The 26,546-nt window shown below is 32.7% G+C and carries 26 protein-coding genes, 1 tRNA gene and 1 pseudogene; 14 read left to right on the top strand and 14 right to left on the bottom strand.

Annotated elements, in window-relative coordinates:
• Positions 1 to 120 precede the first annotated feature (120 nt).
• The 10 genes from NQQ59_RS15240 to NQQ59_RS15195 all read left to right on the top strand — a co-directional run bounded on the left by NQQ59_RS15240 (position 121) and on the right by NQQ59_RS15195 (position 8,834).
• Entirely contained in the window at positions 121 to 957 is an 837-nt protein-coding gene (locus tag NQQ59_RS15240; protein WP_144218297.1) for a DUF6929 family protein, read from the top strand.
• 100 nt (positions 958 to 1,057) lie between these two features.
• Positions 1,058 to 1,729, top strand: coding sequence for a hypothetical protein (locus tag NQQ59_RS15235; RefSeq protein ID WP_144218295.1), 672 nt, complete (start codon positions 1,058 to 1,060; stop codon positions 1,727 to 1,729).
• A 215-nt stretch (positions 1,730 to 1,944) separates the two neighbouring features.
• Positions 1,945 to 2,445 (top strand): RNA polymerase sigma factor, encoded by a 501-nt coding sequence (locus NQQ59_RS15230; protein WP_144218293.1) that lies wholly within the window; start codon positions 1,945 to 1,947, stop codon positions 2,443 to 2,445.
• A 2-nt stretch (positions 2,446 to 2,447) separates the two neighbouring features.
• The gene (locus tag NQQ59_RS15225; RefSeq protein WP_144218291.1) at positions 2,448 to 3,410 is read left to right on the top strand and encodes a hypothetical protein; all 963 of its coding nucleotides are present in this window, start codon (positions 2,448 to 2,450) and stop codon (positions 3,408 to 3,410) included.
• A 70-nt stretch (positions 3,411 to 3,480) separates the two neighbouring features.
• Entirely contained in the window at positions 3,481 to 5,631 is a 2,151-nt protein-coding gene (locus NQQ59_RS15220) for a vWA domain-containing protein (RefSeq protein ID WP_144218289.1), read from the top strand.
• Between the two features lie 4 nt (positions 5,632 to 5,635).
• Entirely contained in the window at positions 5,636 to 5,989 is a 354-nt protein-coding gene (locus NQQ59_RS15215; protein WP_186296628.1) for a TonB-dependent receptor plug domain-containing protein, read from the top strand.
• A 79-nt stretch (positions 5,990 to 6,068) separates the two neighbouring features.
• On the top strand, positions 6,069 to 6,779 hold the full coding sequence (locus tag NQQ59_RS15210; protein ID WP_144218285.1) for an SIMPL domain-containing protein: 711 nt from the start codon (positions 6,069 to 6,071) through the stop codon (positions 6,777 to 6,779).
• 40 nt (positions 6,780 to 6,819) lie between these two features.
• Positions 6,820 to 7,407, top strand: coding sequence for a phospholipid scramblase-related protein (locus NQQ59_RS15205; protein ID WP_144218283.1), 588 nt, complete (start codon positions 6,820 to 6,822; stop codon positions 7,405 to 7,407).
• Positions 7,408 to 7,523: 116 nt separating this feature from the next.
• Complete coding sequence (locus tag NQQ59_RS15200) at positions 7,524 to 8,240, top strand: 3-ketoacyl-ACP reductase (protein ID WP_144218281.1); 717 nt, start codon at positions 7,524 to 7,526, stop codon at positions 8,238 to 8,240.
• Positions 8,241 to 8,330: 90 nt separating this feature from the next.
• A complete protein-coding gene (locus NQQ59_RS15195) occupies positions 8,331 to 8,834 on the top strand; it encodes a hypothetical protein (protein WP_144218279.1) in 504 nt (167 codons plus the stop codon).
• Positions 8,835 to 9,104: 270 nt separating this feature from the next.
• Here the strand turns inward: NQQ59_RS15195 and mtaB are convergent, their stop codons facing one another.
• Positions 9,105 to 10,439: a tRNA (N(6)-L-threonylcarbamoyladenosine(37)-C(2))-methylthiotransferase MtaB gene (gene mtaB / locus NQQ59_RS15190; RefSeq protein ID WP_144218277.1), complete on the bottom strand. Its 1,335-nt coding sequence runs from the start codon at positions 10,437 to 10,439 to the stop codon at positions 9,105 to 9,107.
• Positions 10,440 to 10,926: 487 nt separating this feature from the next.
• Here mtaB and NQQ59_RS15185 point away from each other — a divergent pair, with 487 nt between their 5' ends.
• Positions 10,927 to 11,451 (top strand): hypothetical protein, encoded by a 525-nt coding sequence (locus NQQ59_RS15185; protein ID WP_144218275.1) that lies wholly within the window; start codon positions 10,927 to 10,929, stop codon positions 11,449 to 11,451.
• 77 nt (positions 11,452 to 11,528) lie between these two features.
• Here NQQ59_RS15185 and NQQ59_RS15180 read toward each other — a convergent pair whose 3' ends face one another.
• From NQQ59_RS15180 to hisS, 11 genes are all read right to left on the bottom strand, one after another.
• The gene (locus NQQ59_RS15180) at positions 11,529 to 12,059 is read right to left on the bottom strand and encodes a GNAT family N-acetyltransferase (RefSeq protein WP_144218273.1); all 531 of its coding nucleotides are present in this window, start codon (positions 12,057 to 12,059) and stop codon (positions 11,529 to 11,531) included.
• Positions 12,060 to 12,065: 6 nt separating this feature from the next.
• Positions 12,066 to 12,869 (bottom strand): Cof-type HAD-IIB family hydrolase, encoded by an 804-nt coding sequence (locus NQQ59_RS15175; protein WP_144218271.1) that lies wholly within the window; start codon positions 12,867 to 12,869, stop codon positions 12,066 to 12,068.
• Between the two features lie 84 nt (positions 12,870 to 12,953).
• Positions 12,954 to 13,172 (bottom strand): putative signal transducing protein, encoded by a 219-nt coding sequence (locus tag NQQ59_RS15170; protein WP_144218269.1) that lies wholly within the window; start codon positions 13,170 to 13,172, stop codon positions 12,954 to 12,956.
• 127 nt (positions 13,173 to 13,299) lie between these two features.
• Positions 13,300 to 13,959 (bottom strand): DEAD/DEAH box helicase, encoded by a 660-nt coding sequence (locus NQQ59_RS15165; RefSeq protein ID WP_144218267.1) that lies wholly within the window; start codon positions 13,957 to 13,959, stop codon positions 13,300 to 13,302.
• 52 nt (positions 13,960 to 14,011) lie between these two features.
• Positions 14,012 to 15,175 carry a sigma-54-dependent transcriptional regulator gene (locus tag NQQ59_RS15160; protein WP_144218265.1) on the bottom strand — a complete coding sequence of 388 codons (1,164 nt, stop codon included), beginning with the start codon at positions 15,173 to 15,175 and terminating at the stop codon, positions 14,012 to 14,014.
• Between the two features lie 179 nt (positions 15,176 to 15,354).
• Positions 15,355 to 16,671, bottom strand: coding sequence for an ABC transporter permease (locus NQQ59_RS15155; RefSeq protein WP_144218263.1), 1,317 nt, complete (start codon positions 16,669 to 16,671; stop codon positions 15,355 to 15,357).
• Between the two features lie 69 nt (positions 16,672 to 16,740).
• Complete coding sequence (locus NQQ59_RS15150; RefSeq protein ID WP_144218261.1) at positions 16,741 to 17,685, bottom strand: ABC transporter ATP-binding protein; 945 nt, start codon at positions 17,683 to 17,685, stop codon at positions 16,741 to 16,743.
• A 157-nt stretch (positions 17,686 to 17,842) separates the two neighbouring features.
• Positions 17,843 to 18,952: a molecular chaperone DnaJ gene (gene dnaJ / locus NQQ59_RS15145; RefSeq protein ID WP_144218259.1), complete on the bottom strand. Its 1,110-nt coding sequence runs from the start codon at positions 18,950 to 18,952 to the stop codon at positions 17,843 to 17,845.
• 77 nt (positions 18,953 to 19,029) lie between these two features.
• Positions 19,030 to 19,608: a nucleotide exchange factor GrpE gene (locus NQQ59_RS15140; protein WP_144218257.1), complete on the bottom strand. Its 579-nt coding sequence runs from the start codon at positions 19,606 to 19,608 to the stop codon at positions 19,030 to 19,032.
• 327 nt (positions 19,609 to 19,935) lie between these two features.
• A tRNA-Trp gene (locus tag NQQ59_RS15135) sits at positions 19,936 to 20,006 on the bottom strand.
• Positions 20,007 to 20,315: 309 nt separating this feature from the next.
• Complete coding sequence (hisS, locus tag NQQ59_RS15130) at positions 20,316 to 21,740, bottom strand: histidine--tRNA ligase (RefSeq protein ID WP_144218255.1); 1,425 nt, start codon at positions 21,738 to 21,740, stop codon at positions 20,316 to 20,318.
• A gap of 242 nt (positions 21,741 to 21,982) precedes the next feature.
• On the opposite strand from hisS, the gene NQQ59_RS15125 reads away from it, so the two are divergent.
• Positions 21,983 to 23,227 carry an ABC transporter permease gene (locus tag NQQ59_RS15125; RefSeq protein WP_144218253.1) on the top strand — a complete coding sequence of 415 codons (1,245 nt, stop codon included), beginning with the start codon at positions 21,983 to 21,985 and terminating at the stop codon, positions 23,225 to 23,227.
• A 63-nt stretch (positions 23,228 to 23,290) separates the two neighbouring features.
• Here the strand turns inward: NQQ59_RS15125 and prmC are convergent.
• Positions 23,291 to 24,154, bottom strand: a pseudogene (gene prmC, locus NQQ59_RS15120) (peptide chain release factor N(5)-glutamine methyltransferase); the annotation flags it as partial.
• 75 nt (positions 24,155 to 24,229) lie between these two features.
• Complete coding sequence (locus tag NQQ59_RS15115; RefSeq protein WP_144219823.1) at positions 24,230 to 24,715, bottom strand: GNAT family N-acetyltransferase; 486 nt, start codon at positions 24,713 to 24,715, stop codon at positions 24,230 to 24,232.
• Between the two features lie 131 nt (positions 24,716 to 24,846).
• Here NQQ59_RS15115 and ribD point away from each other — a divergent pair, with 131 nt between their 5' ends.
• Together ribD and NQQ59_RS15105 are read left to right on the top strand one after the other, a co-directional pair.
• Entirely contained in the window at positions 24,847 to 25,893 is a 1,047-nt protein-coding gene (gene ribD, locus NQQ59_RS15110) for a bifunctional diaminohydroxyphosphoribosylaminopyrimidine deaminase/5-amino-6-(5-phosphoribosylamino)uracil reductase RibD (RefSeq protein WP_144218249.1), read from the top strand.
• Positions 25,886 to 26,488 carry an HAD family hydrolase gene (locus NQQ59_RS15105; protein ID WP_144218247.1) on the top strand — a complete coding sequence of 201 codons (603 nt, stop codon included), beginning with the start codon at positions 25,886 to 25,888 and terminating at the stop codon, positions 26,486 to 26,488. Before ribD ends, NQQ59_RS15105 begins: the two co-directional genes overlap by 8 nt.
• Positions 26,489 to 26,546 lie beyond the last annotated feature (58 nt).

The raw sequence follows: 26,546 nt of genomic DNA, 5'->3' as shown, positions 1-26,546 counted from the left end.
CCAAAGCCATAACAAGAGCTTCCGTTGGTCGCTTTGTTCTGTCAGGAAAAAAATGCAATTTCTTTTCAAAGTATTTCCATTACTATCAGGGCTAGGCAGTTATTTTCAAAACAACAATTCATGGAAAAATTCACCTTAGAAATATTATTTCAAATTATCGGAATCGGTTCTGCATCAGGATTATTTTTTAATAATGACGCACTTTATGTCATTGGCGACAACAGCGGATTCTTATACGAATACAATATCGAAAACAAACAATTAAACCAACACGCATTAATTGACAATGCAACGGTAAATATTCCAAAAAGTCAGAAACCTGATTTTGAATCTTTAACTCATCATAACGATACCCTTTATGTTTTTGGTTCTGGTTCAACCGAAAACCGAAACAAAATGATTGAGTTTGATATGAAATCAAAAACAGTTTTACAAAAAAACAATCTTGTAGATTTATATGCTGTAATGCAAAATTTTGGAGAAATAAAACCCGAAGATTTCAATTTGGAAGGTGCTATTTTTGACGGCGAAAACTGGTATTTATTCAATCGTGGCAATGGCGTTTCTAACAAAAACACGATTTTTACTATTCATGCCAAAAATCTCGGAGAAGAATTTGCATTGATTTCTGTCAATTACAAACTTCCAAAAATAAAAGGCGTTCGTTCCAGTTTTACCGATGCCATTTTAGTCGATGATAAAATCTACTTTCTTTCAACTGCAGAAGATACAAAATCAACTTATGATGATGGTGCAATTCTAGGAAGCTTTATCGGAAGGATTGATGTCAAAACTATGAAAATCGATTTTACTCAAAAAATTACATCAACCAATAAATTTGAAGGACTGACTCTTTACAAAAAAGAAAACAATAAAATTGAGTTCTTACTTTGTGAAGATAATGACACCGAACTTTTAGAAACTAAGATTTATAAATTGACATTGCCAATAAAATAAAACTTTGTGAAGCTTTGTGTTTTTTATTTTGTGAATCTTTGCGACAAAGATTTTTCACAAAGATTACACAATGAAACACAAAAAAGATTAAACCTCTCAAATGAAGCAACTTTACAAAATCATAATTATTTTATTTTTTATCTGCCTTAAAAGTTATTCTCAAAATCATGAGGCAACAATGTACTTTAAAGATGGAGATTCAATAGAAGGATTAGCCTATCTAAAATTCAACAAAATAAAATTCAAAATTGGCCAGGAAGACAAATTTGACACTTGGGATGAGGAGTTCGTAAAAAAAATCACATTCATTGATTTTGGTGCTACCAGAAGTTTTGAATATGTAAAATTGAATTCTTTAGACAAACCGAAATTGGTAGAAATCATTACTCAGGGAGAAGCCACTTTATACAAAAAACTAGGATCAGATTACAGTATTACCGATCTAATCTATAATCCGTACGATGATCGACCGACAAACTCTCTCGACACTAATTTAAGTAGCGATTTTAAATCACAAGTAAAAAAACAAACGGGTCTAGATTTGGCAAACTCCCGTGTAAAAGAACCTTCTGAATTCTATTACATCAAAAAGGGAAAAGATACATATCCAACTTGTCTCAATTGTGGTGTTTTAAATGCTTGGAGAAATAAAACCTCTAAAGTTTTTGCCGACTGCGATTATATCGTCAAAAAATTAAAAGGAGATAAATGGCTTTTTGAAGACATTAAAGAAATTGTAGAATTTTATAATGACATTTGTTTAGGAGAATAATTTGTCTCACAAAAGAGTTCAAAACATTTTAAAGGCGCACTACAGTACTTCTATAAGAAACCTTTGTAACTTTGTACCTCAGCAACTTAGAACCTAAAAAAGTTAAAAAAAAAACTTTTTTAAATCATTGTCCCAACCTTTTTATCTTTTTATCTCTCTATATAAGAAAGACAACAATTGTGATAAACGAGACTCAAATAGCAAACTGTAAAAAAATGCACCGCGATGCCCAGCGCGAGGTGTACGAGTACATGGCGCCGAAGTTGTACCGCCTTTGCAAACGATACTTAAAAAAGGAAGAAGAAATAGAAGAAGCCCTTGCCGATGCTTTCTTTACTATTTTCACCAAACTGGACCAATTAAAAGAAGCTTATGCCTTTGAAGCCTGGGCCAGAAGAATAACTGTAAATCATTGCTTGGCGACCATTAGAAAAGAAACCAACTTCAATATGTATCTAGACGATGTGAAACTGCTTTCGCAGCCTTCTGTCGATGAACTAAATACATTAGAAGAAGAAGATTTGCTCAATTTATTAAACCACATTCCGGATGGCTGTAAAACTGTGTTTAACCTTTTTGTTATAGAAGGTTACGCTCACAAAGAAATAGCCGAAATGCTGAAGATTTCTGAAGGCACCTCAAAATCACAATTGAATGCCGCTAAGACCAAACTGAAAGAACTGGTTAATAAACTCTATTATCAAAAAGCAAAATAGTCATGGACAATCAAGATAAATTATTCGACAAAATAAAACAGGCTTCGCAAAATGCCGAGTTTAAAGACTTTCCCGCAATGGAAAAAGTCTGGACTCGTGTTGAAGATAAACTCGACAAAAAAGAAGACAAAAAAACAATTACGCTTTGGAAAAAAATTGCCGTTGCTGCTTCGCTTCTTTTACTCATTTCACTAGGTTTTCAATTTTTACATACTGATAAAGATACTTTAAATGAAACTCCAAAAGTAGTAATTCAGGAAACGCAAAAAGAACCAGTTGAAGAACCTATTTTAGAACAAAAAAATACGACACCTTCTTCTGACTCAGGAATTGTTTCAAACGAAGAAGCTGCTAAAATTTTAGAAAATCATACTAAAAATAAAGAACGTGTTGCTATTCAAGAAACAGCTCCAGCTCAGGTAGATCCCATTATATCTGTTCCAATGCCAAATGCAGGATCAGGAAAACCTATCCCATTAAGCACCTTAAGAGAAGAGACTATTGAAGAAGATCAAATTTCTTCACAAAAAGAAGTAACTCCAGACATGGGGTATTCTAAAACTCCACAAAGAGAATCTGCAAAGGTCGCTTTTGCTGAAAAAAGTACTTCAAGAGCCAAAAAAGCTGCTCCTTTAGTAGTTCTTAACGGAAATGCAATGGCACATAGTAATGATGCCAAAAAAGATAAAATGATTCGAAATGAACTTCCGAATCTAGATCCTGAAAATATGGATTCACTTGTCATTCTTGATGAACCCTTATACATCATTGACGGTATTTATTATTCAGAAAATGATTTATTCGGAAACAATCCGACGAGCCCTTATGCGCCTTTAGACAAACAAGACATTAAAACCATAACCATTTTACAAGATCTTGAAGCTACTGAAAAATATGGTGACAAAGGGAAAAAAGGAGTTGTTATAATCACTACAAAAACAGGAAAACCGACTCCTAAAAAGTAATTCTAAGCTTTGTCAAAGTCTGCAGCTTTGACAAAGCAAAATCCGAACATTAATTCTAAAACTTATTATCATGAAAAGTCTAAAACTTATTTCATCAGCCATTGCTATGCTTATATGTTTCGTGAGCATGGCACAAGAAAGAACCATTTCTGGAATCATTTCAGACGAATACAAACAAGTACTTCCTGGTGTAAACATTTTTAATCAAGCTTCTAAAGCAGTTGCTACGACAGATTTCGACGGAAAATACAGCATCAAAGCTAAAACAGGAGATCTGTTAGTTTTTACTTTTATTGGATACACAAAACAAAGCCAAAAAGTTCAAAACTCAGACATAATGAATATTAAAATGCTTCCAGAATCTTCCAATTTACAAGAAGTTGTAGTCGTTGGCTATGGCATTCAAAAAAAATCAATGTTAACTGGTTTGTTTTCAAAACGCAAAGACAGAAACGAAACCGCATTACAAGGAAAAGTTGCTGGAGTTCAGGTTCAAAATGGCGCTGGATATGTTGCTGCTCCAAGCCAAAATGTGGTTATACGAGGTGCTGCAAGTGTTTCTCCAAAAAATGAACCTATGTACATTATCGACGGAGTTCCTGCAAAAGCCAATCAAATGGCGAAAATCAATCCAAATGATATTAAAGATTTGAAAGTATTAAAAGATGCCGCTGCGACTTCAATTTATGGAAACAGAGCCTCAAATGGCGTTGTGATTATTTCAACAAAAAATGAGCTTTACAAAAATCTTTCGGAAACAGAATTAAATCAAAAATTAAATATAACGCCAATTCCAGCCGAACCAACTCAAGAAGATTATGACTCTTTTGTAGAAAATGCATTCGAAAGTCCAAAAACGGCTCCTCTTTCTACTTTTTCTATAGATGTCGACAATGCTTCTTATACGAATATCAGACGTTTTTTAAACAACGGACAGCAGGTTCCAAAAGATGCGGTGCGTGTAGAAGAAATGGTTAATTTCTTTAAATACACTTATCCGCAGCCAAAAAACGAACATCCGTTTTCAATCAATACAGAAGTGAGCGATTCGCCTTGGAATGCAAACAATAAAATCCTGAAAATTGGTTTACAGGGAAAAAACATTCCAACAGAAGATTTACCTGCATCAAATCTTGTTTTCTTAATTGACGTTTCGGGTTCAATGAGCGACATGAACAAACTGCCATTATTAAAACAATCATTGAAAATTTTGGTGAACGAATTACGCCCAAAAGACAAAGTGGCAATTGTAGTTTACGCTGGTGCTGCTGGAATGGTTTTACCTCCAACTTCTGGCGATGAGAAAAAGACAATTATTGATGCACTGGATAAATTACAATCTGGAGGAAGTACTGCAGGAGGCGCAGGAATTGAATTGGCTTATAAAACTGCAACAGAAAATTTCATTAAAGGAGGAAACAACAGAGTTATTCTAGCAACAGATGGAGATTTCAACGTGGGAAGTTCATCTAATTCTGATATGGAAAAATTGATTGAAGAAAAAAGAAAAACAGGTGTATTCTTGACTTGTTTGGGTTATGGAATGGGTAATTACAAAGACAGTAAAATGGAAATCTTAGCCGACAAAGGAAATGGAAATTACGCTTATATTGATAACATTCAGGAAGCCAATCGTTTTTTAGGAAAAGAATTCAAAGGTTCTATGTTTGCTATCGCGAAAGATGTAAAAATCCAAATCGAATTTAATCCGAAACAAGTTCAGTCTTACCGATTGATTGGTTATGAAAACCGAAAACTTCGTCCAGAAGATTTTAAGAATGACGCCATTGATGCCGGAGAATTAGGAAGCAATCATACGGTTACGGCTTTGTATGAAATTATTCCAACGGGTGTAAAAAGCGATTATCTAACAGCACAACCAGACGAATTAAAATACACGAAAACAGAACCCAATTCAACTAATTACAGTAATGAACTGGCAACAGTAAAATTCCGTTATAAAAAACCTGATGGAGAAAAAAGCATCGAAATGGTTCAGGTAATCGAAAACAAATCAGTTGTTATGGAAAAAGCAAGTGATGACATGAAATTTAGTACTGCCGTTGCCTGGTTCGGATTGAAATTAAGAGATTCAAAATTGATTGCGGATAAATCTTCTGAAGAAATTGTAAAATTAGCGAAGCAAGGAAATTCAAATGATGGCGAAGGTTACAAAGCAGAATTTATTCGTTTGGTGGAAACTTCTAAGCAATACAATTAATATTATGAAAATACTAAAACCCTGTTTACTTATTTTTTTAATACTTATTAGTTATAGTATACTAGCACAAGATAGAACAGTTTCAAAAGAAAAAGACACAATAGGAGAAACTAAAATTTCTCCTATTGTTCAACCAATGCCAGTTCAACCCACTAAAGTAACAATATGCGGTCCGTCTAGATCGTCACTGATTCAGATTTTATATGTTTTGGATGGAAAAATAATAGATCAAAAAAAAATGAACCAAATTAATCCGAATGATATTGAATCTATGAAAGTTTTAAAACCAAATGAAGGAAAATTACTTTATGGAGATCAAGGCGCAAATGGTGTAATTACTGTAACTCGTAAAAAGTAAATTCAATATTTTCAGGTAAGGACTCAGACAATACTAATTAATCCAAATTTTATTACATTTGAAATTCAATTTAAAAACAATGAAACAACTACTTTTTGCGTTATTAGCATTCGTTACTGTAAATTCTTTTTCTCAAACTAAAAATTTAATCGATAAACCTTTTATTGAGGTTTCTGGTCAAGCTGATACATTGGTAGTTCCAAATAAAATCTGGATCAATGTATTATTAAGTGAAAAAGATTCTAAAGGGAAAAAATCGGTAGAAGATTTGGAGAAAAACATGTTTTCAAAATTAAAAGAAATCGGAATAAATATTGAAAAAGATGTCACTTTAAATGACATGTCCAGTAATTTCAAAAATTATTTATTAAAACAAAATGATATCTTTAAATCGAAATCGTATTCCATTATCGTTAAAAATGCAATCGAAACTTCAAATGTCTTTATTGAATTAGAAAAAATTGGAATTTCAAATGTACGAATTGAAAAAATTGAAAATACGGACGAAAAAAAGATCAAACTTTTAATTAATGGAAAAGCAATATTGAATGCGAAACAAACCGCAGAAAGTTTTACTAAACCTTTAAATCAAAAAGTTGGGAACTCTATACAAATTAGCAATTTTGAAGATATTTCGCAAAAATTATACGGCAGAGCTGCTGGCCTTGTAGTAAATACTGCTTATGGCGTAAAAAGATACGAAAGTGAAAGTACACCTAGTGAACCTGCTATTGAATTTGAAAAAATTAAAATATCCAGTTCAGTACAAGTTCGCTTTCTTATAGAATAATTTTAATACAATCATAATAAATTAATTACACGCAAAATTCATGAATCCTATTTTAAGCCAAAATCTATTTTTAGTAAAAGAACATGTTGGAATGTTTAAAGCCGCAAACAATTACGACATTTATCATCCAGAAACCAATCAGATTATAATGAACTGCCGAGAGAACAATCTTGGTTTTTTCACAAAAGTATTCCGATTTACAGATTACAAAAGAGCAACTCCATTTAATATTGAAATTACAACTGCTTCTGGCGAAAAATTAATTACAGTAAGAAGAGGTGTTGCCATCTTCAGATCGACTGTTGAAGTTTTGGATGAAAAAGATCGTTTGGTTGGAACATTCAAACAAAAATTCTTTTCTATTGGAGGAAAATTTGACATTCTGGACAAAAACGAAAGACCAGTGGCAACACTTCAAGGAAAATGGACAGGCTGGGATTTTAAATTCTCACACGAAAACAAGCAATTGGCACAAGTAAGTAAAAAATGGGCTGGATTAGGAAAAGAGTTTTTTACAAGTGCGGATAATTATGTGCTTAAAATTGAAGATACCGTTGCAGATGATAGTCCGTTGAGACAGTTAATTTTAGGAGCTGTAATGTGTATTGACATGGTTCTGAAAGAATAATCAAAAGTTGTTAAACTTAGATTAAGAATATCTTAGAAAGCATCATTTTAGCTTGCAAAAGCTTATTTTTGTAAGACTTAAAAATGATGCTTTCTGCATTTATAAAAATTACCATAATGACCGACTTAAAAAATAAAAATGCCTTTATTACTGGGGCAGGAAAAGGAATTGGAAAAGCTGTAGCCATTGCTTTGGCTAAAGAAGGTGTCAATCTTATTTTGGTTTCAAGAACACAAAAAGACGTAGAACAATTGGCTGATGAAGCGTCGAACTTGGGCGTAAAAGCTTTGGCTTTAAGCGCTGATGTTTCTGACATTAATTCGATCAACAAAGCGGTAGAAAAAGCTTTAGCCGAATTTAAACACATTGATATTTTAATTAACAGCGCCGGAATTGCTTCTTTTGGAAAATTCTTAGAATTAGAACCAGAAGCTTGGGAAAGAATTATTCAGGTGAATTTAATGGGAACCTATTACACGACTCGTGCAATTATTCCAAACATGATCGAAAGACAAACGGGTGATATTATCAATATTTCTTCAACTGCTGGATTAAACGGAAATGCTTTGACAAGTGCTTACAGTGCTTCGAAATTTGCGGTTTTAGGCTTGACCGATTCTTTGATGCAAGAAATGAGAAAACACAATATTCGTGTTACGGCTTTAACGCCAAGTACAGTAGCAACTGATATGGCCAAAGACTTAAACCTGACCGACGGAAACCCAGAAAAAGTAATGCAGTCTGAAGATATGGCAGATTTGATCGTTGCACAATTAAAATTAAATCGAAGAGTTTTTATTAAAAACAGTAGTATTTGGTCTACTAATCCTTAAATTCAAATTCCAAATTTTTAAAATTCCAAATTCCAATACTTAGCGATTGGAATTTGGAATTTAAATATTGAAATTTTAAAAAATTATATGATGGAACAATATTTAAGACAATTGGTCGAGATAGAATTTCAGGATAAAAAACAGATTTTCTCCGGATTTCTTATTGATTATTCTGATGAATGGATTTTGCTTAGAAATAATCCAGTAGATTTTGTTTTGGATGGTTTCGTTATTTTGAGAAATAAAAACATTGAAGCTGTAAACCGAGATCACGATTTGGCTTTCACTGAGAAAGTAATTCGTTTGAAAGGTTTAAAAATAAATTCTGATGATATTATTCCGATCAAAGATTTAGCTTCGATTATAAAATATATTTCTGAGAAATACGGTATTTTTCAAATTGCGAAAAAATCATCTAAATCTGCTTATTTAGGAAAATTAATAGAATTAAATAATGAAGAATTGACTATCGATTTTTTAGATACACGTGGTCAGTTTGGAGGAGAATTAGGTTTTAATCCAGAAAAAATCAGGGTTATCGAATTTGATACGGATTATATTAATTCGTTGAAATTGGTTGTTGGAGATAATTGATTTTATACCACGGAGACACACCAAGATTTTCGCAGAGATTCACGAAGAATTTTAATCAAAAAAAGCTCTTTTATAAATTAAAAGAGCTTTTTTTGTCATTCCGAGGAACGAGGAATCACACTAGTAATTCCGTATGCTTTAATTGTCAATCTTTGTAGAGTTTCGAGTGTGATTCTTCGTTCCTCAGAATGACAATACTTTATGTATCTTTTTTGTTTGTCGACTTTGTCAAAGTTTGAAACTTTGACAAAGTTCTTAAGCATCTAAATCTTAAACCTCAGCAAGTTTATTCAAAAACTCCAAACGAACACTTCCGTCTTCGTCGATTTTGGTTAAGTTGATTTCTTGCAAAGTATTTACCAATTCAGGATTCCAAGGTGTTTTTACTTTTACGTAATTTTCTGTAAATCCGTGAATGTAACCTTCTTTATTTTCTCCTTCAAAAAGAACAGTTCTATTCGTTCCTAATTGACTTTCGTAAAAAGCACGACGTTTTTTAACCGATAAACCACGAAGCATTTTACTGCGTTTTGCTCTTACATTTGAAGGAACAACACCTTCCATGTCTACTGCTTCTGTATTATCTCTTTCTGAATAGGTAAATACGTGTAAATACGAAATATCTAATTCGTTTAAGAAATGATACGTTTCCAAGAAATGCTCGTCTGTTTCTCCTGGGAAACCAACGATAACGTCTACACCAATACAAGCGTGAGGCATTACTTCGCGAATTTTGGCAACTCGATCAATATAAACTTCACGTAAATAACGACGTTTCATTAATTTCAAAATATCATTACTTCCAGATTGTAGCGGAATATGAAAGTGCGGTACAAAAGTGCGGCTTTTTGAAACGAATTCGATTGTTTCGTTTTTCAATAAATTCGGTTCGATTGAAGAAATTCGTAAACGCTCAATTCCTTCTACTTTGTCTAAGGCTTGAACTAAATCCAGAAAAGTATGTTCGTGTTTTTTGTTTCCGAACTCCCCTTTTCCGTAATCTCCAATATTTACACCAGTTAAAACAATTTCACGAATATTTTGAGCTGAGATTTCTTTGGCATTTTTCAATACATTTTCCAAAGCATCACTTCTAGAAATTCCTCTTGCTAATGGAATTGTACAATATGTACATTTATAATCGCAACCATCCTGAACTTTCAAAAATGCTCTGGTACGATCTCCGATAGAATAACTTCCAACGTAGAAATCAGCTTCGGCAATTTCGCATGAGTGAACTTCACCCATATCGTTCTTGCTTAAATCATGGATATAATCTGTGATTTTGAATTTTTCTGTCGCTCCCAAAACCAAATCAACACCATCGACAGACGCTAATTCTTCTGGTTTTAATTGAGCATAACAGCCAACAGCCGCAACAAAAGCTTTTTCATTCAGCTTCATTGCTTTTCTAACTACCTGCTTAAACTGCTTATCTGCATTTTCGGTTACAGAGCAAGTATTGATAACATAAATATCTGCTATTTCTTCAAAATCGACGCGGTCAAAACCTTCGTCATTAAAATTTCTGGCAATTGTAGAAGTCTCTGAAAAATTCAGTTTACAACCCAGCGTATAAAAGGCAACTTTTTTTCTATTTTCCATAATCTGTCTTAAATTAATGAAATCGTTGTCAAAAAATTTAAGGCCGCAAATTTACGAACAATATTCATCAAAAGAAAGCGATTAATTTACTTCGAATCAATAATTTGCGTCGAATGTTAATTTAGAAACATTCAAAAGTGATTTTATTAGTTTCTATTTTTATAAAAACACGACTTTAAAACCCTGATTTTTATATCATTCAATAAGAATAAAATGACAAAATAATCGATTAAATGCAAATTTTATCGATTAAGTACATTTTTAACTGTTTTAAATTCAAAATTTCTTACATTTACTTTTGTTATGATTCTCGTATAAAATAAATTCAGATTTAAGAATTTTAACACGCTTTAATTAATTTAATAATAATTCGAGCATAACAATTTTGAATTTTACTCGTTATGTTGTTGTTTTGTGTTACAAAATGAAATGGGAAAGCCGAAAACCAAAGAGAGTAGGCAAAAATTATAATAACAAATACCACTTTATGAAAGCATTTTTACCCACAATCTGCTTGATGTTCTTAACCATTTTTAGTTCGCAAGCGCAAACTAATGCTCCAGCTGCAAATGCAAATCCATTTCCTACTATTAGTACATTAACAACTTGGGCGAGCTTGAATTCTCAACAACAATTTGACGTTGCTATTCGTGCTGTTGGATTTAAATTTGAAGTAAAAGAACCAGGTGAAGGATCTACAGCATATACCTACATTCGTAAAGTAACAGTTAACGATGTAAACTATACAGATAGAATCGTGTACAGAATTACTAATAATAATTCAGCAAGTATTATTTCTTTGGTAACTGCTTCTACTGATTTAGTAAGTCTATACACACCACAATTGACTACTTTTAAAAACAACAACTGTAAAACAGAAATGTCTAAAGACAAAAACACTACTTGCAGCTGTTACGAAAGTGCTAATTTTGCTATCGATCTTTGCGACGAACGTGTAAAATTAACTATGGGTGACGGAAATAAATATTTTGTTTCTGTAGCTAAAAAATAATATTTTTAAATATTACTCTTTAATTGATTCCAAATCTTTACTGACTTTTAAGTTTGTAAAGATTTGGAATTCATTTTTTATATCAAGTTCGGATTCTTAAGTTCGTACCAAACTTCTAATTCTTCATTGTATTCGAAAGAATTCACAAAATGGAAACCTAATTTTTCCAGAATCTTTCTTGAATTTTCGTTTCCCGCATCTGCATAAGCATAAAGCACTTCTACTTTCATTTCGTTAAAAGCACGATCAATAAAAGCTTTTCCTACTTCAGTCGCATAACCTTTACCCCAATGTTTTTCGATAAAACGATAACCTAACTCGTAAAAGTTTCTGTGATTATTGATTTCATCGGTAATATATTTTATTCCAGACCAGCCAATAAACTCGTTTGTTTCTTTTAAAACAACAGCCCACCTTCCTGTTCCAAAATCTTTATATTGTTTTTGAACAAATTTGATATACTCAATACTTTCATCAATATGCTTTACAGGCTTATTACCAAGAAACAAATGTACGTTCGGATTCGAATCCAATTCGAACATTCCTTCTGCATCAGAAAGTTGTAATTCCCGTAAAATCAAGCGTTCGGTCTCTATTGAATTCTTCATCTTTATTTAGTTTAAAATATATCGTGTTACCACTTCAGCAACACCATCATTATTGTTTGAAGCCACAATTATATCGGCTTTATCGCGAAGTTCAGGCGTTACATTATCAACCCAAACTCCTAAACCAGCATATTCTATCATCGTTAAGTCATTTCCGGCGTTTCCTACCGCAATAATTTCACTTTGATGAATTCCCAGTTTATCTGCCAAAAATTTGATACTTGCTGCTTTATCAATTCCCTGCTGTGCTGCTTCTAAGAAAAAAGGTTTCGACATCGAAACACTCAAATGAGGCATCAGATTTTTTAAATCCTCTTCAAGTGGTTTTAAATATTCAGGTTTTTGCAATAAAATACATTTTACTGCGGGTCTGTCTACATAATTTTTAAAGTCTGAAACTTTATGGTGCACCATTCCAGTTATTTCTTTTTCTACTTCTATGTATTCAGAATCTGTTTCGCTTATAATTTGATCATCCAAATAAGTGATGATATCTGTTTTCATTTTAACGCTATAATCGTACAACGCGTGAATTTGTTCTACGGTTAACTTTTGTTCAAATAAAATTAAATCGTCTTTTACAGTACTTACAATAGCTCCATTAAACGAAATGATATACGAATCGTTTAAATCTAGTTCCAATTCTTTTGCATAAGAAGTCATTGCAATTGTTGGTCGTCCCGAAGCCAGAACAACATAAACCCCCTTTGCTTGAGCTTCTAATATTACTTTTTTATTTAAATCTGATATTTTATGATCGTCTGTCAACAAGGTATCATCCATGTCGAGCACTAACATTTTGTATTGCATGTTTTTTTTAGTTTTCAGTCACAGTTTTCAGTCACAGTTTACAGTTATGAGACTGAGAACTGTGACTGAACACTGAACACTTTTTTAAAGGCTCATTCTAAATTCTTCGATAACAGGATTTGCTTTTGCAAAATCGGTTTCCTGAATAAAAACCTCAACAGCCAAATCTGTTTGACCAAAACCTCCCAAACGAGCCGACTGAATATTATCTTTTTTTACTGTTTCTACTCCTGCTTCTTCTAATCTTTCTTGTAAAGCAATTGCTAATATTTCGCTTCCTGAAAATACTTTCATTAATCCCATGATACTCTTTTTGTTATTAAGTTTTTAGTCTCAGTCACAGTTTTCAATTAAACCGCTTACTAAAACTATTTATAAAAAAATCCCGATTTCCAATATCAAACTGTTAACCGGGACTGTAAACTATTTTTTATTCTTCTTCAATATCGTCTTCTTCCTCATCAAGCTCTTCTCCATCTTCGTCCATATCAAACAAATAAGGTTCGACCATGATTTTGTCTGCCAAAATTTCGATACGTTCTGTCAAAGTTTCAGAAAAGATAATTCGTTGCACTTTAGCAATACTGTTAGAAATACGCGTGATTTTTGGATCATGACGTAATTTCAAAATTGGATCTGCATCATCCACAATAAACATTTTTAGACGATTTACATTGTAACCCGCCGTGCTGAACATATCGTTTAACTTGGTTGGCGTTCCAATTAAAACATCGATTCCTGTAGAAACGTAGTTTTTATCGTAATCCATATCGCCTTTTTCGTTTACGCCATAGATCTCTAAATTGGTATATTTTCCATATTTATTAAAAAGATCTACCATTTCTAAAACTTTCGCTTTGTCTTCAACAATAATCAACGCTCTTGGGGATTCTTCTGTTTTTCCTGCTAATTGCTGAATTACATTTAAAACAATCGTTGTTGTTTTTCCACTTCCTTTTGGAGAAATAATCACACAATCTGCACCACTTTTTATGGTCGAAAAAGTTTCCATCTGCAAAGCATTTGCTTCAGTTAAACCATATTCGATTAAACCGTCTTGTAATTTCTCGTTTATTTTTTTTAGTTTCATTTCTAAATTTTAGATTTATGACTTTAGATTTCAGATTGAAAAACTAAATCATTTATTTACTTGCAAACAGCTTTACATCTGTTTCAGAGATTTCGTTTCCTCCCAAAATAATCAATCTTTCTACAACATTTCGGAGTTCACGAATATTTCCCGTCCAATCGTATTCTTGCAATAATTTGATAGCTTGTGCTGAAAATACTTTAACAGCATTTCCTTGTTCTGAAGCGATTTTCTCTGCAAAGTGCTTAATCAATGCTGGAATATCATCACGTCTTTCATTCAAAGGTGGAACTTTTATCAAAATTACAGCCAGACGATGGTATAAATCTTCACGGAAACGACCTTCGGCAATTTCTGTTTTTAAATCTTTATTCGTTGCCGCAACGACACGAACATCAACTTTAATATCTTTATCGGCACCTACTCTTGTAATCATACTTTCTTGAAGTGCTCTTAAAACTTTGGCTTGCGCCGAAAGACTCATATCGCCAATTTCATCTAAGAAAATAGTTCCTTTATCGGCTGCTTCAAATTTTCCTGCACGATCTTTCACTGCCGATGTAAAAGCACCTTTTACATGCCCGAACAATTCACTTTCAATCAATTCACTCGGAATAGCTGCACAGTTCACTTCAATTAAAGGAAAATTAGAACGCTCGCTTTTTTCATGTAATTGATGTGCTACTAATTCTTTTCCTGTTCCGTTTGGTCCGGTAATCAAAACTCTGGCTTCGGTTTGAGCTACTTTATCAATCATCACTTTGATATGATTGATAGATTCGCTATCACCAATCATTTCGTAATTTTTGCTGACTTTTTTCTTTAGAATTTTATTCTCAACAACTAATTGTTTTTTATCTAAAGCATTGCGAACCGTATTCAGTAAACGATTTAAATCTGGTGGTTTTGAGATATAATCAAAAGCTCCTAAACGCATCGTATGAATCGCAGTTTCCATATCGCCATGACCTGAAATCATCACCATCGGAATTTCTGGTTTTATCTTTTTTACTTCTTCTAAAACCTCAACACCGTCCATTTTTGGCATTTTGATATCGCACAAAACCAAATCGTAATCGTTGTTTTTTATTTTTTCAAGTCCCGCAACACCATCTTCAGCTTCATCAACTTGATACGAATCATTTTCTTCTGATAATATTTTCACCAAAACTCTTCTGATCGCTGCTTCGTCTTCGATAATTAGTATTTTACTCATTCTTTTTTAAAGGTTCAAAGTTGCAAAGGGACAAAGGGACAAAGTTTAAAATCTTTCTCGCCATTTCATACCTTACAACCGTTATACAATCTTTCTTAAGATTCAAAGTAGCCACAATTCAAAGCATCAAAATAAAAACCTTTGCTACTTTGTCTCTCTGTCACTTTGTAACTTAAAAACTAATATTTAAGCCATTTATACAATTCTTTCCAGCTTGGTTTTTTACCGTACATTAAAATACCTACACGGTAAATTTTTGCAGCGAACCAAACTACAAGGAAAAAGGTAGCAAACAATAATGATACCGAAATTGCGATTTGCCACCACGGCACGCCAAACGGAATACGCATTAGCATTACAATCGGCGATGTTAATGGAATCATTGAAAACGCTACAGCAATCGTTCCGTGCGGATCATTTACAACTGTAAAAAATCCGATATATACACTTAAAATCAAAGGCATTATAATTGGCAGTAAAAATTGTTGCGAATCGGTTTGATTATCAACTGCGGCTCCAATTGCGGCGTAAAATGAACTGTATAGAAAATATCCTCCAATAAAATAAATTACAAAACCAATTATAATACTGGCAATTGGCAGATTCCATAATTCTGCAATGTACATTTGGGCTGAACCAGAAAATTGTTGCTCAGCAGAATGCATCATTTCTGGTGAAATCCTGGCTGATGGGCCAACATTTACTCCAAAAAAAGCAGAAGCCGCAAACATTAATCCTAAACCAATAATTGCCCAGATCATAAATTGCAGAATTCCAGCCAATGAAGTTCCAACGATTTTTCCAATCATTAACTGAAATGGTTTTACCGATGAAATAATAATTTCGATAATTCGGTTTGTTTTTTCTTCGATTACGCTTCTCATTACCATGTTTCCGTAAATGATAATAAACATCATAATCAAGTAACCAAATGCTCCTCCAATTCCGATTTTAATTTCATTTAAACCTTTCAAACTTTCTTCTCCAGAAGCTTTTACCAAATGAATATTGACATTTGATTGCGCTTTCTGGATTGCCAAAGTATCTAGTTTTAATTGTTCTAAATTTATTTTCGTGATTTTTGAAGCAATAACATCCTGCGTACTTTCGATAAAAGAAATACTAGGACTATCATTCGATATAAACTCAACTTTACTTCCTAAATCATTAATATTTTCTGTTTTCGGAATAACAATTAAACCATTAAAATTCTCTTTTGCAATACTGTCTTTTAAGACTGCAATCTCAATTTCTGATAAATTGTAATACTTGAATTCAGCTCCTTTTTTATTTTCCTTTAAAAAATCAGAAGCAAAAAGTCCTGTTTCGTCATGAATTGCAATTCGTTTGGTTTCTGCTTTCATTGAACTTAAATAACCAATAAAAACAGCTATAGCCACAAATAAAAGCGGACTCAAAAAAGTCATGACAACAAAAGATTTATTGCGGACTTTGGCAATAAATTCTCTTTTTATAATTAATGAAATAATACTCATAAATATTTTTAAATTTCAAATTCTAAATTCCAAATTCCACTTCAAGGTATAAAATTTGGATTTTGGAATTTAATTATTGGAATTTAACTTCTTGTTTTCAGTTACTGTCTGAATAAAAATATCGTTTATACTTGGAATTTTTTCCACAAAGTGTGTTACTTGTCCGCGTTGCGTTAAAAGATGTAATAATTCATTTGGTGAAGAATCTCCAATTTGAATATTTAATTTCAAATCATCATTTAAAGATTTAAAACTGGCAGGAGAAACAGTAAATTTTTGTGTAATATCATACATCAAACCTTCAACATTATTTGTCAAAATTCCTACTTCAAAACTATGAGTACGAAACTGACGTTTTACATCACCCACTTTTCCTTCAATTAGTTTATTTGATTTATGAATTAAAGCAATATTTTCACAAAGTTCTTCTACACTTTCCATTCGGTGTGTTGAGAAAATAATAGTTGAACCTTGTTCTTTTAATGCCAAAATTTCATCTTTAATAATATTAGCATTAACAGGATCAAATCCAGAGAAAGGTTCATCTAAAATCAGCAATTTTGGTTTATGCAATACGCAAACAACAAATTGGATTTTCTGCGCCATTCCTTTAGAAAGTTCTTGGATTTTCTTGTTCCACCAACCTTGAATTCCTAAACGATCAAACCAATAATCCAATTGTTTTTTGGCTTCAGTTTTAGAAAGTCCTTTCATCTGAGCCAAATACAAACATTGCTCGCCCACTTTCATAGAGCTATACAAACCTCTTTCTTCTGGAAGGTATCCGATAGTTTGTACGTGTTTGGGTTGTAGTTTTTCACCATCCAAAATTATTTCGCCACTATCGGGCATTGTAATTTGGTTTATGATTCTGATAAGAGAAGTTTTTCCAGCTCCATTCGGACCTAAAAGTCCATATATACTGCCTTTTGGCACATTTAATGAAACTTCGTTAAGCGCTACATAATCGCCGTATTGTTTTACGACGTTACGTACTTCAAGTAAGTTGCTCATGTTATTTTTAAGGATTTACTGCGTTACTTCGCCTGTTAAGACTCAGCGACTGTAAAAGTAAATAATTCGAAGCGAAATTGTGTTATATAACATAAAAAACCCATTCTAATTTGCGTTAGAATGGGTTTTCAATATATTAATTTAAAAAAAGTTCAGATTATGAAAACATATCTTTTACTTTTTCAAAGAATGATTTCTCTGATTTCTCTGGACTTGGAGCAAAGTGCTCGTCGTTTAAAGCATTTTCAAAGAATTGTTTTTGCTCTTTATTTAATGTTTTTGGAGTCCAAACGTTTACGTGAACTAGTAAATCTCCGCTTCCGTAACCATTTAAACTTGGAATTCCTTTTCCTTTTAATCTTAAGATTTTTCCAGACTGGATTCCTTCTTCTAATTTAATACGAACTTTTCCGTTGATTGCTTCAATATCTTTAGAAGCTCCCAAAACAGCTTCAGGGAAACTGATATATAAATCGAAGTGAACATTTTCACCTTCACGTTTCAAGAATTCGTGCTCAACTTCTTCAATGGCAACAATTAAATCTCCAGGAATACTGTTCCCTGGTGCGTCGTTACCCTTATTAGCCACTTTTAACTGCATTCCGTCAACAACTCCCGCAGGAATTTTGATTGAAACCGTTTCGTCTTCTTGAACCATTCCTTGAGAATCTGCCTCAGAAGGTTTTTTATCTAAAATCTGACCAGAACCGCCACAAGTAGGACAAGTTGACGCAGATTGCATTCTTCCTAAAATGGTATTGGTTACACGCATTACTTGACCTTGACCATTACAAGTCGTACAAGTTTTATACGTTACACCTTTTGCCTGAACTTTACGTTTTACTTTTACTTTTTTCTCTACTCCATTTGCAATTTCTTCTAAAGTCAATTTCACTTTAATTCGAAGATTGCTTCCTTTAGCACGACGAGGACCTCCGCCTCCGCCTCCGAAACCGCCAAATCCGCCACCAAAAATATCACCAAATTGGCTGAAAATGTCATCCATATTCATACCGCCGTGACCGCCGCCAAATCCGCCAGAACCATCAAATGCTTGATGTCCGTATTGATCGTATTTCGCTTTTTTCTGCGGATCACTTAAAACTTCATAAGCTTCTGCTGCCAATTTAAAGTTTTCTTCTGCCTCTTTGTCGCCTGGGTTTTTATCAGGGTGGTATTTTAAAGCACTTTTTCTGTATGCTTTTTTAATTTCGGCAGCATCAGCATTTTTTGAAATGCCTAGTATTTCGTAAAAATCTTTTTTCATAATCTAGATTAAATTCCAAATCTTAAAAATTCCAAATTCCAATTTTAAAAAACTGAATTTCTGAAACTTCCTGTATTTTAGTTTCCAACAACAACTTTAGGGAAACGAATAATTTTGTCTCCTAATTTGTATCCTTTTTCAATAACATCAACAATTTTCCCTTTTAATTTGTCAGACGGAGCTGGAATTTGAGTGATTGCCTCAGCGATATCAGCATTAAAAGCATCTCCTGCTTGAATTTCAACTTGTTCCAAACCTTTAGAAATTAAAGTATTTTTCAATTTTTCATGAATTAACTCTACTCCTTTTTTAAGGTTTTCGTCCTCAGATTTGTTGATTTCTACAGCAGCTCTGTCAAAATCATCTAAAACTGGAAGCATTGCCAATAAAACTTCTTGGTTTGCTGTTTTAAATAATTCAAGACGCTCTTTTGAAGTTCTTTTTTTGTAATTTTCAAATTCGGCGAATAATCTCAAAAACTTATCTTTTTCTTTAGCCAAGTCTTGAGCCAATTGCTCTTCAACACTTAATTCTTCAACAATTAACTGCTCTCCATTAGCGTTAGTCTCTATCGTTGCATCATCTAATTCCTGATCGAATTCTGTATTTTCCGTAGTCATATTACTTTTATTTTTAAAAATATTTTTAAACTTCATTTTTATTTCTTTTTGTTGGATTGCAAAAGTACTGCCAAATCTTGTAAAATGTCAAATTGTCACTTTATTAATTATGAGACTTTTAAAAAACAAAAATAACCAATTAAAATTTAGTATAATTTTAAGACTATTACGTTATAGTTATTTTATCTTTGATAGCATAAAAGCATAAATTATTACCACCAAAATTGAATTTAAGGGTTGGCCTCGGCCTCAAAATAATTATTAATTCAAATTTACCTTATATTAAAAAAAGCTTCGCCTATAGAGACGAAGCTTTTTTTTATGCTTGAGCTTTTATATGACAAGATTGTCATTGTTTTTTTGCACGGGCGGAGGGATTCGAACCCCCATCAACGGTTTTGGAGACCGCTATTCTACCCTTGAACTACGCCCGTAACTTGAGGTGGCAAATTAAAAGCATTTTTTCTTGTCCCGCAACTATTTCACGCAGATTTTAAAAGGCTTTTGGCAAATGCAACCGGATTTTTATTCTATTAAAATCAGATTAAACCTCTTAAGATTCTCATAATCTGCGTAAAACAAAGTCATTTTATTCTAAGAATCTATTATGAAAAAAAAGTTATTTCACGCAGATTTCAAAAAGATCTCAGCAGATATGCACAGATTTTTAAATAAAAAAATCAAATTAAATCTGCTCAAATCTGTAAAATCAGCGTGAAACAAAAAATTTAAAAATCTGTTTCTTAAAGTAAAGCATTCTTCAATCCTTCAAAATCAACAGAAACCTGCTCTCCTGTCACTAAATTTTTAAGCGCAAAAGTATTCGATTCAATTTCCTGATCTCCAGCAATTACCGCAAATGGAATAAAACGCTTGTCTGCATATTGAAATTGTTTCCCCACTTTTACATTGTCAGGATACAATTCTACTTTTATATTTTCTTTTCTTAATTTCTGAATTGCTTTTGAAGCATATAACGCTTCTTTGTTTCCATAATTAATAAACATTGCTTTTGAAGTCGCTGCAACTGTTTCAGGAAACAATTGTAATTCTTCTAAAACCAAATAAATTCTATCTAATCCAAAAGAAATTCCGACACCACTCATATTTTTCAAACCAAAAATACCAGTCAAATCGTCGTATCTTCCGCCACCACCGATAGAACCCATGGCAACCGTTTTTGGAGCGGCAACTTCAAAAATAGCTCCAGTGTAATAATTTAAACCACGAGCCAAGGTCACATCTAAATCTAAAATTGCAGTTGAAAGTCCTAATTCTGCAACATTGTCACAGATAAATTTAAGTTCTTCAACACCTTTCATTCCTTCTTCTGATGAAGCTAGTAAATCTGAAAGCTGCGCAATTTTATCAGCAAAAGTTCCTGTGAAATTAAAAAGAGGCTGTACTTTTACCAAAGCTTCTTCGGCAATTCCTTTTTCAATCATTTCTTTTTTAACACCGTCTTCTCCAATTTTATCCAATTTATCAAGAGCAACTGTAAAATCAATTAATTTATCTGAAGCGCCAATTACTTCAGCAATTCCAGATAAAATTTTTCTGTTGTTGATTTTAATCGTAACGCCTTCTAAACCTAGAGCCGTAAAAACGGTATCATACAATTGAACTAGTTCCACTTCTTGCCAAAGTGATTTTGACCCCACAACATCGGCATCACATTGGAAAAATTCTCTAAAACGTCCTTTTTGCGGATTATCTGCTCTCCAAACGGGCTGGATTTGGTATCTTTTGAAAGGAAATTCGATTTCGCTTTGGTGTTGCACCACATATCTCGCAAATGGAACTGTCAAATCGTAACGCAATGCTTTTTCCGAAATTTTTCCTGTGAATTTATTCAATTCAATCCTTTGCTCTAAACTGATTTTTTCAGCAGAATTCAGTTGTAACTCTTCAATTGACTCAGGTAATTCAATTTTACTCTTATTGTAGAAAAAGTTTCCAGAATTTAAAATTTTAAAAATTAAACGATCTCCTTCTTCTCCATATTTTCCCATCAAAGTATCTGAATTTTCAAACGAAGGCGTTTCGATTGGTTGAAAACCAAATTTCTCGAAATTCGCTTTTATTGTCTGAATAATATATTGACGTTTTGACACCTCTGCAGGTGAAAAATCTCTGGTTCCTTTTGGAATACTTGGTTTTGAAGCCATCTCTTTTATTTTTGATTGTTGATTTTAGATTTTAGATTTCTTTTGAAACTAAAATACAAAACCCTTAAAATTAATTTATTTCTATATTTTTTTAACTGTTGGCTTTACCGTTTTTGACTTTCTGTCTTTCCAACTTTCGACTTAATTTAAAATCGCCTGCAAATATCTTACTTTTTAAAATAAATAATAACACTTCGAAAACAAACTTGTAACAAAAACCGTATTTTCGTGACAAATTGGTCATGATGCTAAAATTATTTAAAGAAAATATCCGAATTGCGTTTGGTTCCATCAAAGCCCAAATTCTGCGTACTGTTCTTACCGTTTTAATTATCGCTATTGGAATTACAGCTTTAGTTGGAATTCTAACAGTTGTTACAGCACTTGAAAATACTGTTTCAACCAATTTTGCATCAATGGGAGCTAATACTTTCAATATCAATCAATACGAGAACAATCTTAAAAACCGCGGTGGAAATGAACGTGAAATTGTAAATCCAATCATTTCTTATCCAGAAGCGGTTGCCTTCAAAAATAAATACAAATATCCTTTTACAGAAACTTCCCTTTCTTTTACAGCTACTTCAAAAGCTGAAGTGAAATATTTAGACACTAAAACGGATCCTGAGATTAAAATTGTAGGTGTTGACGAACATTTCATTTCAAACTCTGGTTTAGAAACTACATTAGGGCGTTCATTTAATCAATTCGATATTGAAAACAATACTTATTCTTGTGTTGTAGGTTCTGATTTTGAAAAAGGCTTATTAAAAGATGTCAATCCTATTGACAAAATAATTTCAATTCGAGGTGCCAGATTTAAAGTCATTGGAGTTTTAAAAGAAAAAGGTTCCACTTTTGGAAACAGTCAGGATTTACGTGTTTTAATTCCGATTCAGGTAGCGAGATCTTTATTTACTGCGCCAAATATTAATTATACCATCAGTGTCATGGTTTCAAAAAAAGAAGTTTTAGATCAAGCTATTGACAATGCAACAAGCACCATGCGAAGAGTTCGTAAATTAAGTCCTGTGCGAGATAATAATTTTGGAATTGGCAGAAGCGACGATTTAATAAATAGAATTTTAGGAATTACACAATATCTTGATTGGGCTTCAGCCATTATTAGCATTATTACCATTTTAGGATCATCTATTGCTTTAATGAATATTATGATTGTTTCGGTTACAGAACGTACTCGAGAAATTGGTGTTCGCAAAGCTTTAGGAGCAAAAAGATCAACCGTTGCTTTTCAATTTTTTATTGAAACTTTATTAATTGGGCAAATTGGAGGTCTTGTTGGAATTATCCTGGGTATGCTTATGGGATTTGGAATAGCAAGCGCTATGAAATTTACATTTGTAATTCCATGGGTAGCGATTCTTATTGCCTTCGGCACAAGTTTTATGGTGGCAATTGTTTCTGGTTTATATCCAGCCATTAAAGCCTCAAAATTAGATCCTATTGAAGCGTTACGTTACGAATAATTATTTAGTCGCAGTTTTCAGTCTCAGTAGACAACTGAAAACTGTGACTGAGACTGAAAACTATTAAACATGACCTTTCAACATACGATCATTATCGTAAATATCTTTTCGCAATTCAACATTTTTAAAATCCATATTTTCTAATAAATCAATCATTTCTTTTCCAAGATATTGGTTGATTTCAAAATATAATTTTCCTTTTTCGAAAAGACCTTTTTTTGCCAGTTCTGCAATTTTTCTATAGAAAATCAAAGCATCGTTATCTTCAACAAAAAGAGCCAAATGAGGCTCGTAATCCAAAACATTTTTCTTGATTTCTTCCTTTTCCAAATTTCTGACATAAGGCGGATTAGAAACTATAATATCAAAATTACACCGAAGCTGCTCTGTTTCTAAAATATCTAAAAGCACAAAAGTCACATCAACATTATTTCTTACAGCATTTCTTTTTGCCGTTTCAATGGCTTTTTTAGAAACATCAACGGCAACTACTTCTGCATTAGGAAGATTTTTTGCCAGAGAAATAGCAATACAACCACTCCCTGTACCAATATCCAGAATCTTTATTTTTTTTGATTTATCTGGACTAGCATTTTCATTGATAATCCATTCTACCAACTCCTCCGTTTCAGGTCTTGGAATTAAAACATTTTCATTTACTTCAAAATCTAAACCGTAAAAATGTGTTTTACCCAGTAAATACTGAATCGGAACTTCATTTTTTAAATGCTTCAAGATTTCGTCCCACATAACAAAATCATTCTCTTCAAACATCAATTCATGATTTAATGCTAAATCAATCTGACGAAGTTTATGTTTGTCTTCCAGAACTAAATAAAAAAAACTCTCCGCTTCGTACGCATCGTAAAAAGGCGATAATTCTTTTATAAATTGAGTACGGTATTGTTTAATTTTCATTTGATATTTTTGAACATTATGTTATCAGTATTACTGATTTTTCACCTCAATAAGTCTCGTTTGTTAAGATTTGTTACATCTTTTCTACAAAACTTTCAACATCCAAACAGGGCAAGAATTATGCCCGGTTGCTCCCAACGGAGCGTCTAAATATTCAAATCCAGATTTTTTATACAGCTTTTGCGCGGCATGCATAAAAGGCATCGTTTCTATATAACATTTTTCAAATTCAAAAGCTTTAGCTTGTTCCAAACATATTTCCATTAACTTGGTTCCAATTCCCAGACCTCGTGTTTTGGGCAAAAAATACATTTTTTGCAATTCGCAAATTTTCGGATCACCATTTTCTAGGGGCGCAATTCCTGCACATCCTACGACTTCGCCATCACTTTCGACAACAAAATATACAGATTTCGCTTTACTATATTCTTCAAACATCAAATCCAAATAAGGATCTTCGTAAGCAGTTCCAACTTTTGGTATTTCCATTTCATCAAAAACCGATCTGATTAAACTTGCAACTGACTGATTATCTTTCTTTTCAATTGCTCGTATAAGCCAATTTACCATTTTTTTCATTCTAAATCATTATAAACACAAAAGTAAATATTGTTTTTTGATCCTATCACAACTAACTGGATTGTTTCACAACTTAAGCTAAGACATTAGACAAAAACTTTAAAATTAATTACTTTTGCACTGTGAATATACATGAAAAATACATAAAACGCTGTATAGAACTGGCACAAAACGGGCTTGGAACAACGTATCCGAACCCAATGGTTGGAAGTGTAATTGTTTATGACGGGCAAATTATTGGCGAGGGTTGGCATAAAAAAGCAGGCGAACCACATGCGGAAGTTAATGCAGTAAATTCTGTCAAAGACAAATCATTGTTGAAAAAAGCAACAATTTACGTAAGCCTCGAACCTTGCAGTCATTTTGGAAAAACACCTCCTTGTTGTGATTTGATTATTGCTAATGAAATTCCGAATGTAGTTGTTGGAACTGTTGATCCAAACGAAAAAGTTGCTGGAAAAGGCATTTTAAAACTAATTGAAGCTGGTGCAAATGTTACTGTCGGAGTTTTAGAAGACGAATGCAACCAATTAAACAAACGTTTCTTTACATTTCATCAAAAAAAGAGACCTTACATTATCTTGAAATGGGCAGAAAGTCAGGACGGATTTTTGTCTCCTGAAAAAGTTTTAGAACAAGAAAGAAAACCTGTTTGGATTACCAATCCATATTCTAGACAACTTGTTCATAAATGGCGAACTGAAGAACAGGCTATTCTAGTTGGAACACAAACTGTAGTTGATGACAACCCAAAATTGAATGCACGAGATTGGGACGGAAACAATCCGACAAGAGTGGTGATTGATCAAAATAATCGAATTGATGAAAACAGTTTTATTTTTGATGACACTGTAAAAACCATCATTTTTTCTAAAACAGCAAAACCATCAAAAGAGAATACTCAATTTGAAGTAATTGATTTTAACCAAAATATCATTCCTCAAATAGCAACTGTTTTATATCAACATCAAATTCAATCGATAATTATTGAAGGCGGAAAACAAACATTACAATCTTTTATAGATGAAAATCTTTGGGATGAAGCTCGAATTTTTATCGGAAAAACAGATTTTAACAAAGGAACAAAAGCTCCAGTTATTTCAAGAAAAAACAGTATAAAAACCAATATTTTAAACGACGAATTAATACAGATTAGAAATTATGATTGATGCAATAATTTTTGACTTTGGAGATATTTTTATCAATTTAGATAAACCTGCCACCATTTCTGGTTTACAAAAATTGGGAATGAAAGAATGGAATGCTGACTTTGATCAATTAAACTTTTCATTTGAAGTTGGAGGTATTTCGCCAGAAGATTTTATCGGCGGTTTTCAAAAACAATTGCCAAATGCTTCTAAAGAAGACATTTTAAAAGCCTGGAATGCTGTTTTGGCAGATTTCCCATTTTACCGTTTGGAATTCCTTCAGGAATTATCTAAAAAATACCGTCTGTTTTTATTGAGCAATACCGATTCTATCCATATCAATACTTTTGAAACTAAAAGTGGCGTTTCTTTTTATAAAGATTTTTATGCTTGTTTTGAAAAGGTATATTTTTCATTTGATATTGGAATGAGAAAACCAGATCCAAAAATTTATCAATTTGTTTTAGAGCAGAACAATCTAGTTGCAGAAAACACTTTGTTTGTTGATGATAAAACAGAAAACACAGACAGCGCCGCAGCTTTAGGAATTAAAGTATGGAATCTTCAAGTTGGAAAAGAAGATGTGGTTGACCTTTATAAAAAGAACATACTTTAAGAATAAAAAATAAGCCACAGATTAAAGGATTTACACAGATTTCCAAAAAAAGAATCCT

Origin of the sequence: Flavobacterium panacis (assembly GCF_024649945.1) — a bacterium.
GTDB lineage: Bacteria > Bacteroidota > Bacteroidia > Flavobacteriales > Flavobacteriaceae > Flavobacterium > Flavobacterium panacis.
Note: the sequence above shows the minus strand (reverse complement) of the source record. Positions and strands in the feature narration are given on the sequence as shown.

What these genes read in the sequence shown, in the direction of transcription:
- NQQ59_RS15185 (WP_144218275.1), top strand. Translation starts at nt 10,927, where the DNA reads ATGAAAGCATTTTTACCCACAATCTGCTTGATGTTCTTAACCATTTTT.
- NQQ59_RS15235 (WP_144218295.1), top strand. Translation starts at nt 1,058, where the DNA reads ATGAAGCAACTTTACAAAATCATAATTATTTTATTTTTTATCTGCCTT.
- NQQ59_RS15210 (WP_144218285.1), top strand. Translation starts at nt 6,069, where the DNA reads ATGAAACAACTACTTTTTGCGTTATTAGCATTCGTTACTGTAAATTCT.
- NQQ59_RS15180 (WP_144218273.1), bottom strand. Translation starts at nt 12,059, where the DNA reads ATGAAGAATTCAATAGAGACCGAACGCTTGATTTTACGGGAATTACAA.
- NQQ59_RS15240 (WP_144218297.1), top strand. Translation starts at nt 121, where the DNA reads ATGGAAAAATTCACCTTAGAAATATTATTTCAAATTATCGGAATCGGT.
- NQQ59_RS15115 (WP_144219823.1), bottom strand. Translation starts at nt 24,715, where the DNA reads ATGGTAAATTGGCTTATACGAGCAATTGAAAAGAAAGATAATCAGTCA.
- NQQ59_RS15200 (WP_144218281.1), top strand. Translation starts at nt 7,524, where the DNA reads ATGACCGACTTAAAAAATAAAAATGCCTTTATTACTGGGGCAGGAAAA.
- NQQ59_RS15165 (WP_144218267.1), bottom strand. Translation starts at nt 13,959, where the DNA reads ATGAAACTAAAAAAAATAAACGAGAAATTACAAGACGGTTTAATCGAA.
- NQQ59_RS15105 (WP_144218247.1), top strand. Translation starts at nt 25,886, where the DNA reads ATGATTGATGCAATAATTTTTGACTTTGGAGATATTTTTATCAATTTA.
- NQQ59_RS15195 (WP_144218279.1), top strand. Translation starts at nt 8,331, where the DNA reads ATGGAACAATATTTAAGACAATTGGTCGAGATAGAATTTCAGGATAAA.
- mtaB (WP_144218277.1), bottom strand. Translation starts at nt 10,439, where the DNA reads ATGGAAAATAGAAAAAAAGTTGCCTTTTATACGCTGGGTTGTAAACTG.
- NQQ59_RS15125 (WP_144218253.1), top strand. Translation starts at nt 21,983, where the DNA reads ATGATGCTAAAATTATTTAAAGAAAATATCCGAATTGCGTTTGGTTCC.
- NQQ59_RS15155 (WP_144218263.1), bottom strand. Translation starts at nt 16,671, where the DNA reads ATGAGTATTATTTCATTAATTATAAAAAGAGAATTTATTGCCAAAGTC.
- NQQ59_RS15160 (WP_144218265.1), bottom strand. Translation starts at nt 15,175, where the DNA reads ATGAGTAAAATACTAATTATCGAAGACGAAGCAGCGATCAGAAGAGTT.
- NQQ59_RS15140 (WP_144218257.1), bottom strand. Translation starts at nt 19,608, where the DNA reads ATGAAGTTTAAAAATATTTTTAAAAATAAAAGTAATATGACTACGGAA.
- NQQ59_RS15220 (WP_144218289.1), top strand. Translation starts at nt 3,481, where the DNA reads ATGAAAAGTCTAAAACTTATTTCATCAGCCATTGCTATGCTTATATGT.
- dnaJ (WP_144218259.1), bottom strand. Translation starts at nt 18,952, where the DNA reads ATGAAAAAAGATTTTTACGAAATACTAGGCATTTCAAAAAATGCTGAT.
- NQQ59_RS15175 (WP_144218271.1), bottom strand. Translation starts at nt 12,869, where the DNA reads ATGCAATACAAAATGTTAGTGCTCGACATGGATGATACCTTGTTGACA.
- hisS (WP_144218255.1), bottom strand. Translation starts at nt 21,740, where the DNA reads ATGGCTTCAAAACCAAGTATTCCAAAAGGAACCAGAGATTTTTCACCT.
- NQQ59_RS15170 (WP_144218269.1), bottom strand. Translation starts at nt 13,172, where the DNA reads ATGGGATTAATGAAAGTATTTTCAGGAAGCGAAATATTAGCAATTGCT.
- NQQ59_RS15205 (WP_144218283.1), top strand. Translation starts at nt 6,820, where the DNA reads ATGAATCCTATTTTAAGCCAAAATCTATTTTTAGTAAAAGAACATGTT.
- NQQ59_RS15230 (WP_144218293.1), top strand. Translation starts at nt 1,945, where the DNA reads ATGCACCGCGATGCCCAGCGCGAGGTGTACGAGTACATGGCGCCGAAG.
- NQQ59_RS15215 (WP_186296628.1), top strand. Translation starts at nt 5,636, where the DNA reads ATGAAAATACTAAAACCCTGTTTACTTATTTTTTTAATACTTATTAGT.
- NQQ59_RS15225 (WP_144218291.1), top strand. Translation starts at nt 2,448, where the DNA reads ATGGACAATCAAGATAAATTATTCGACAAAATAAAACAGGCTTCGCAA.
- NQQ59_RS15150 (WP_144218261.1), bottom strand. Translation starts at nt 17,685, where the DNA reads ATGAGCAACTTACTTGAAGTACGTAACGTCGTAAAACAATACGGCGAT.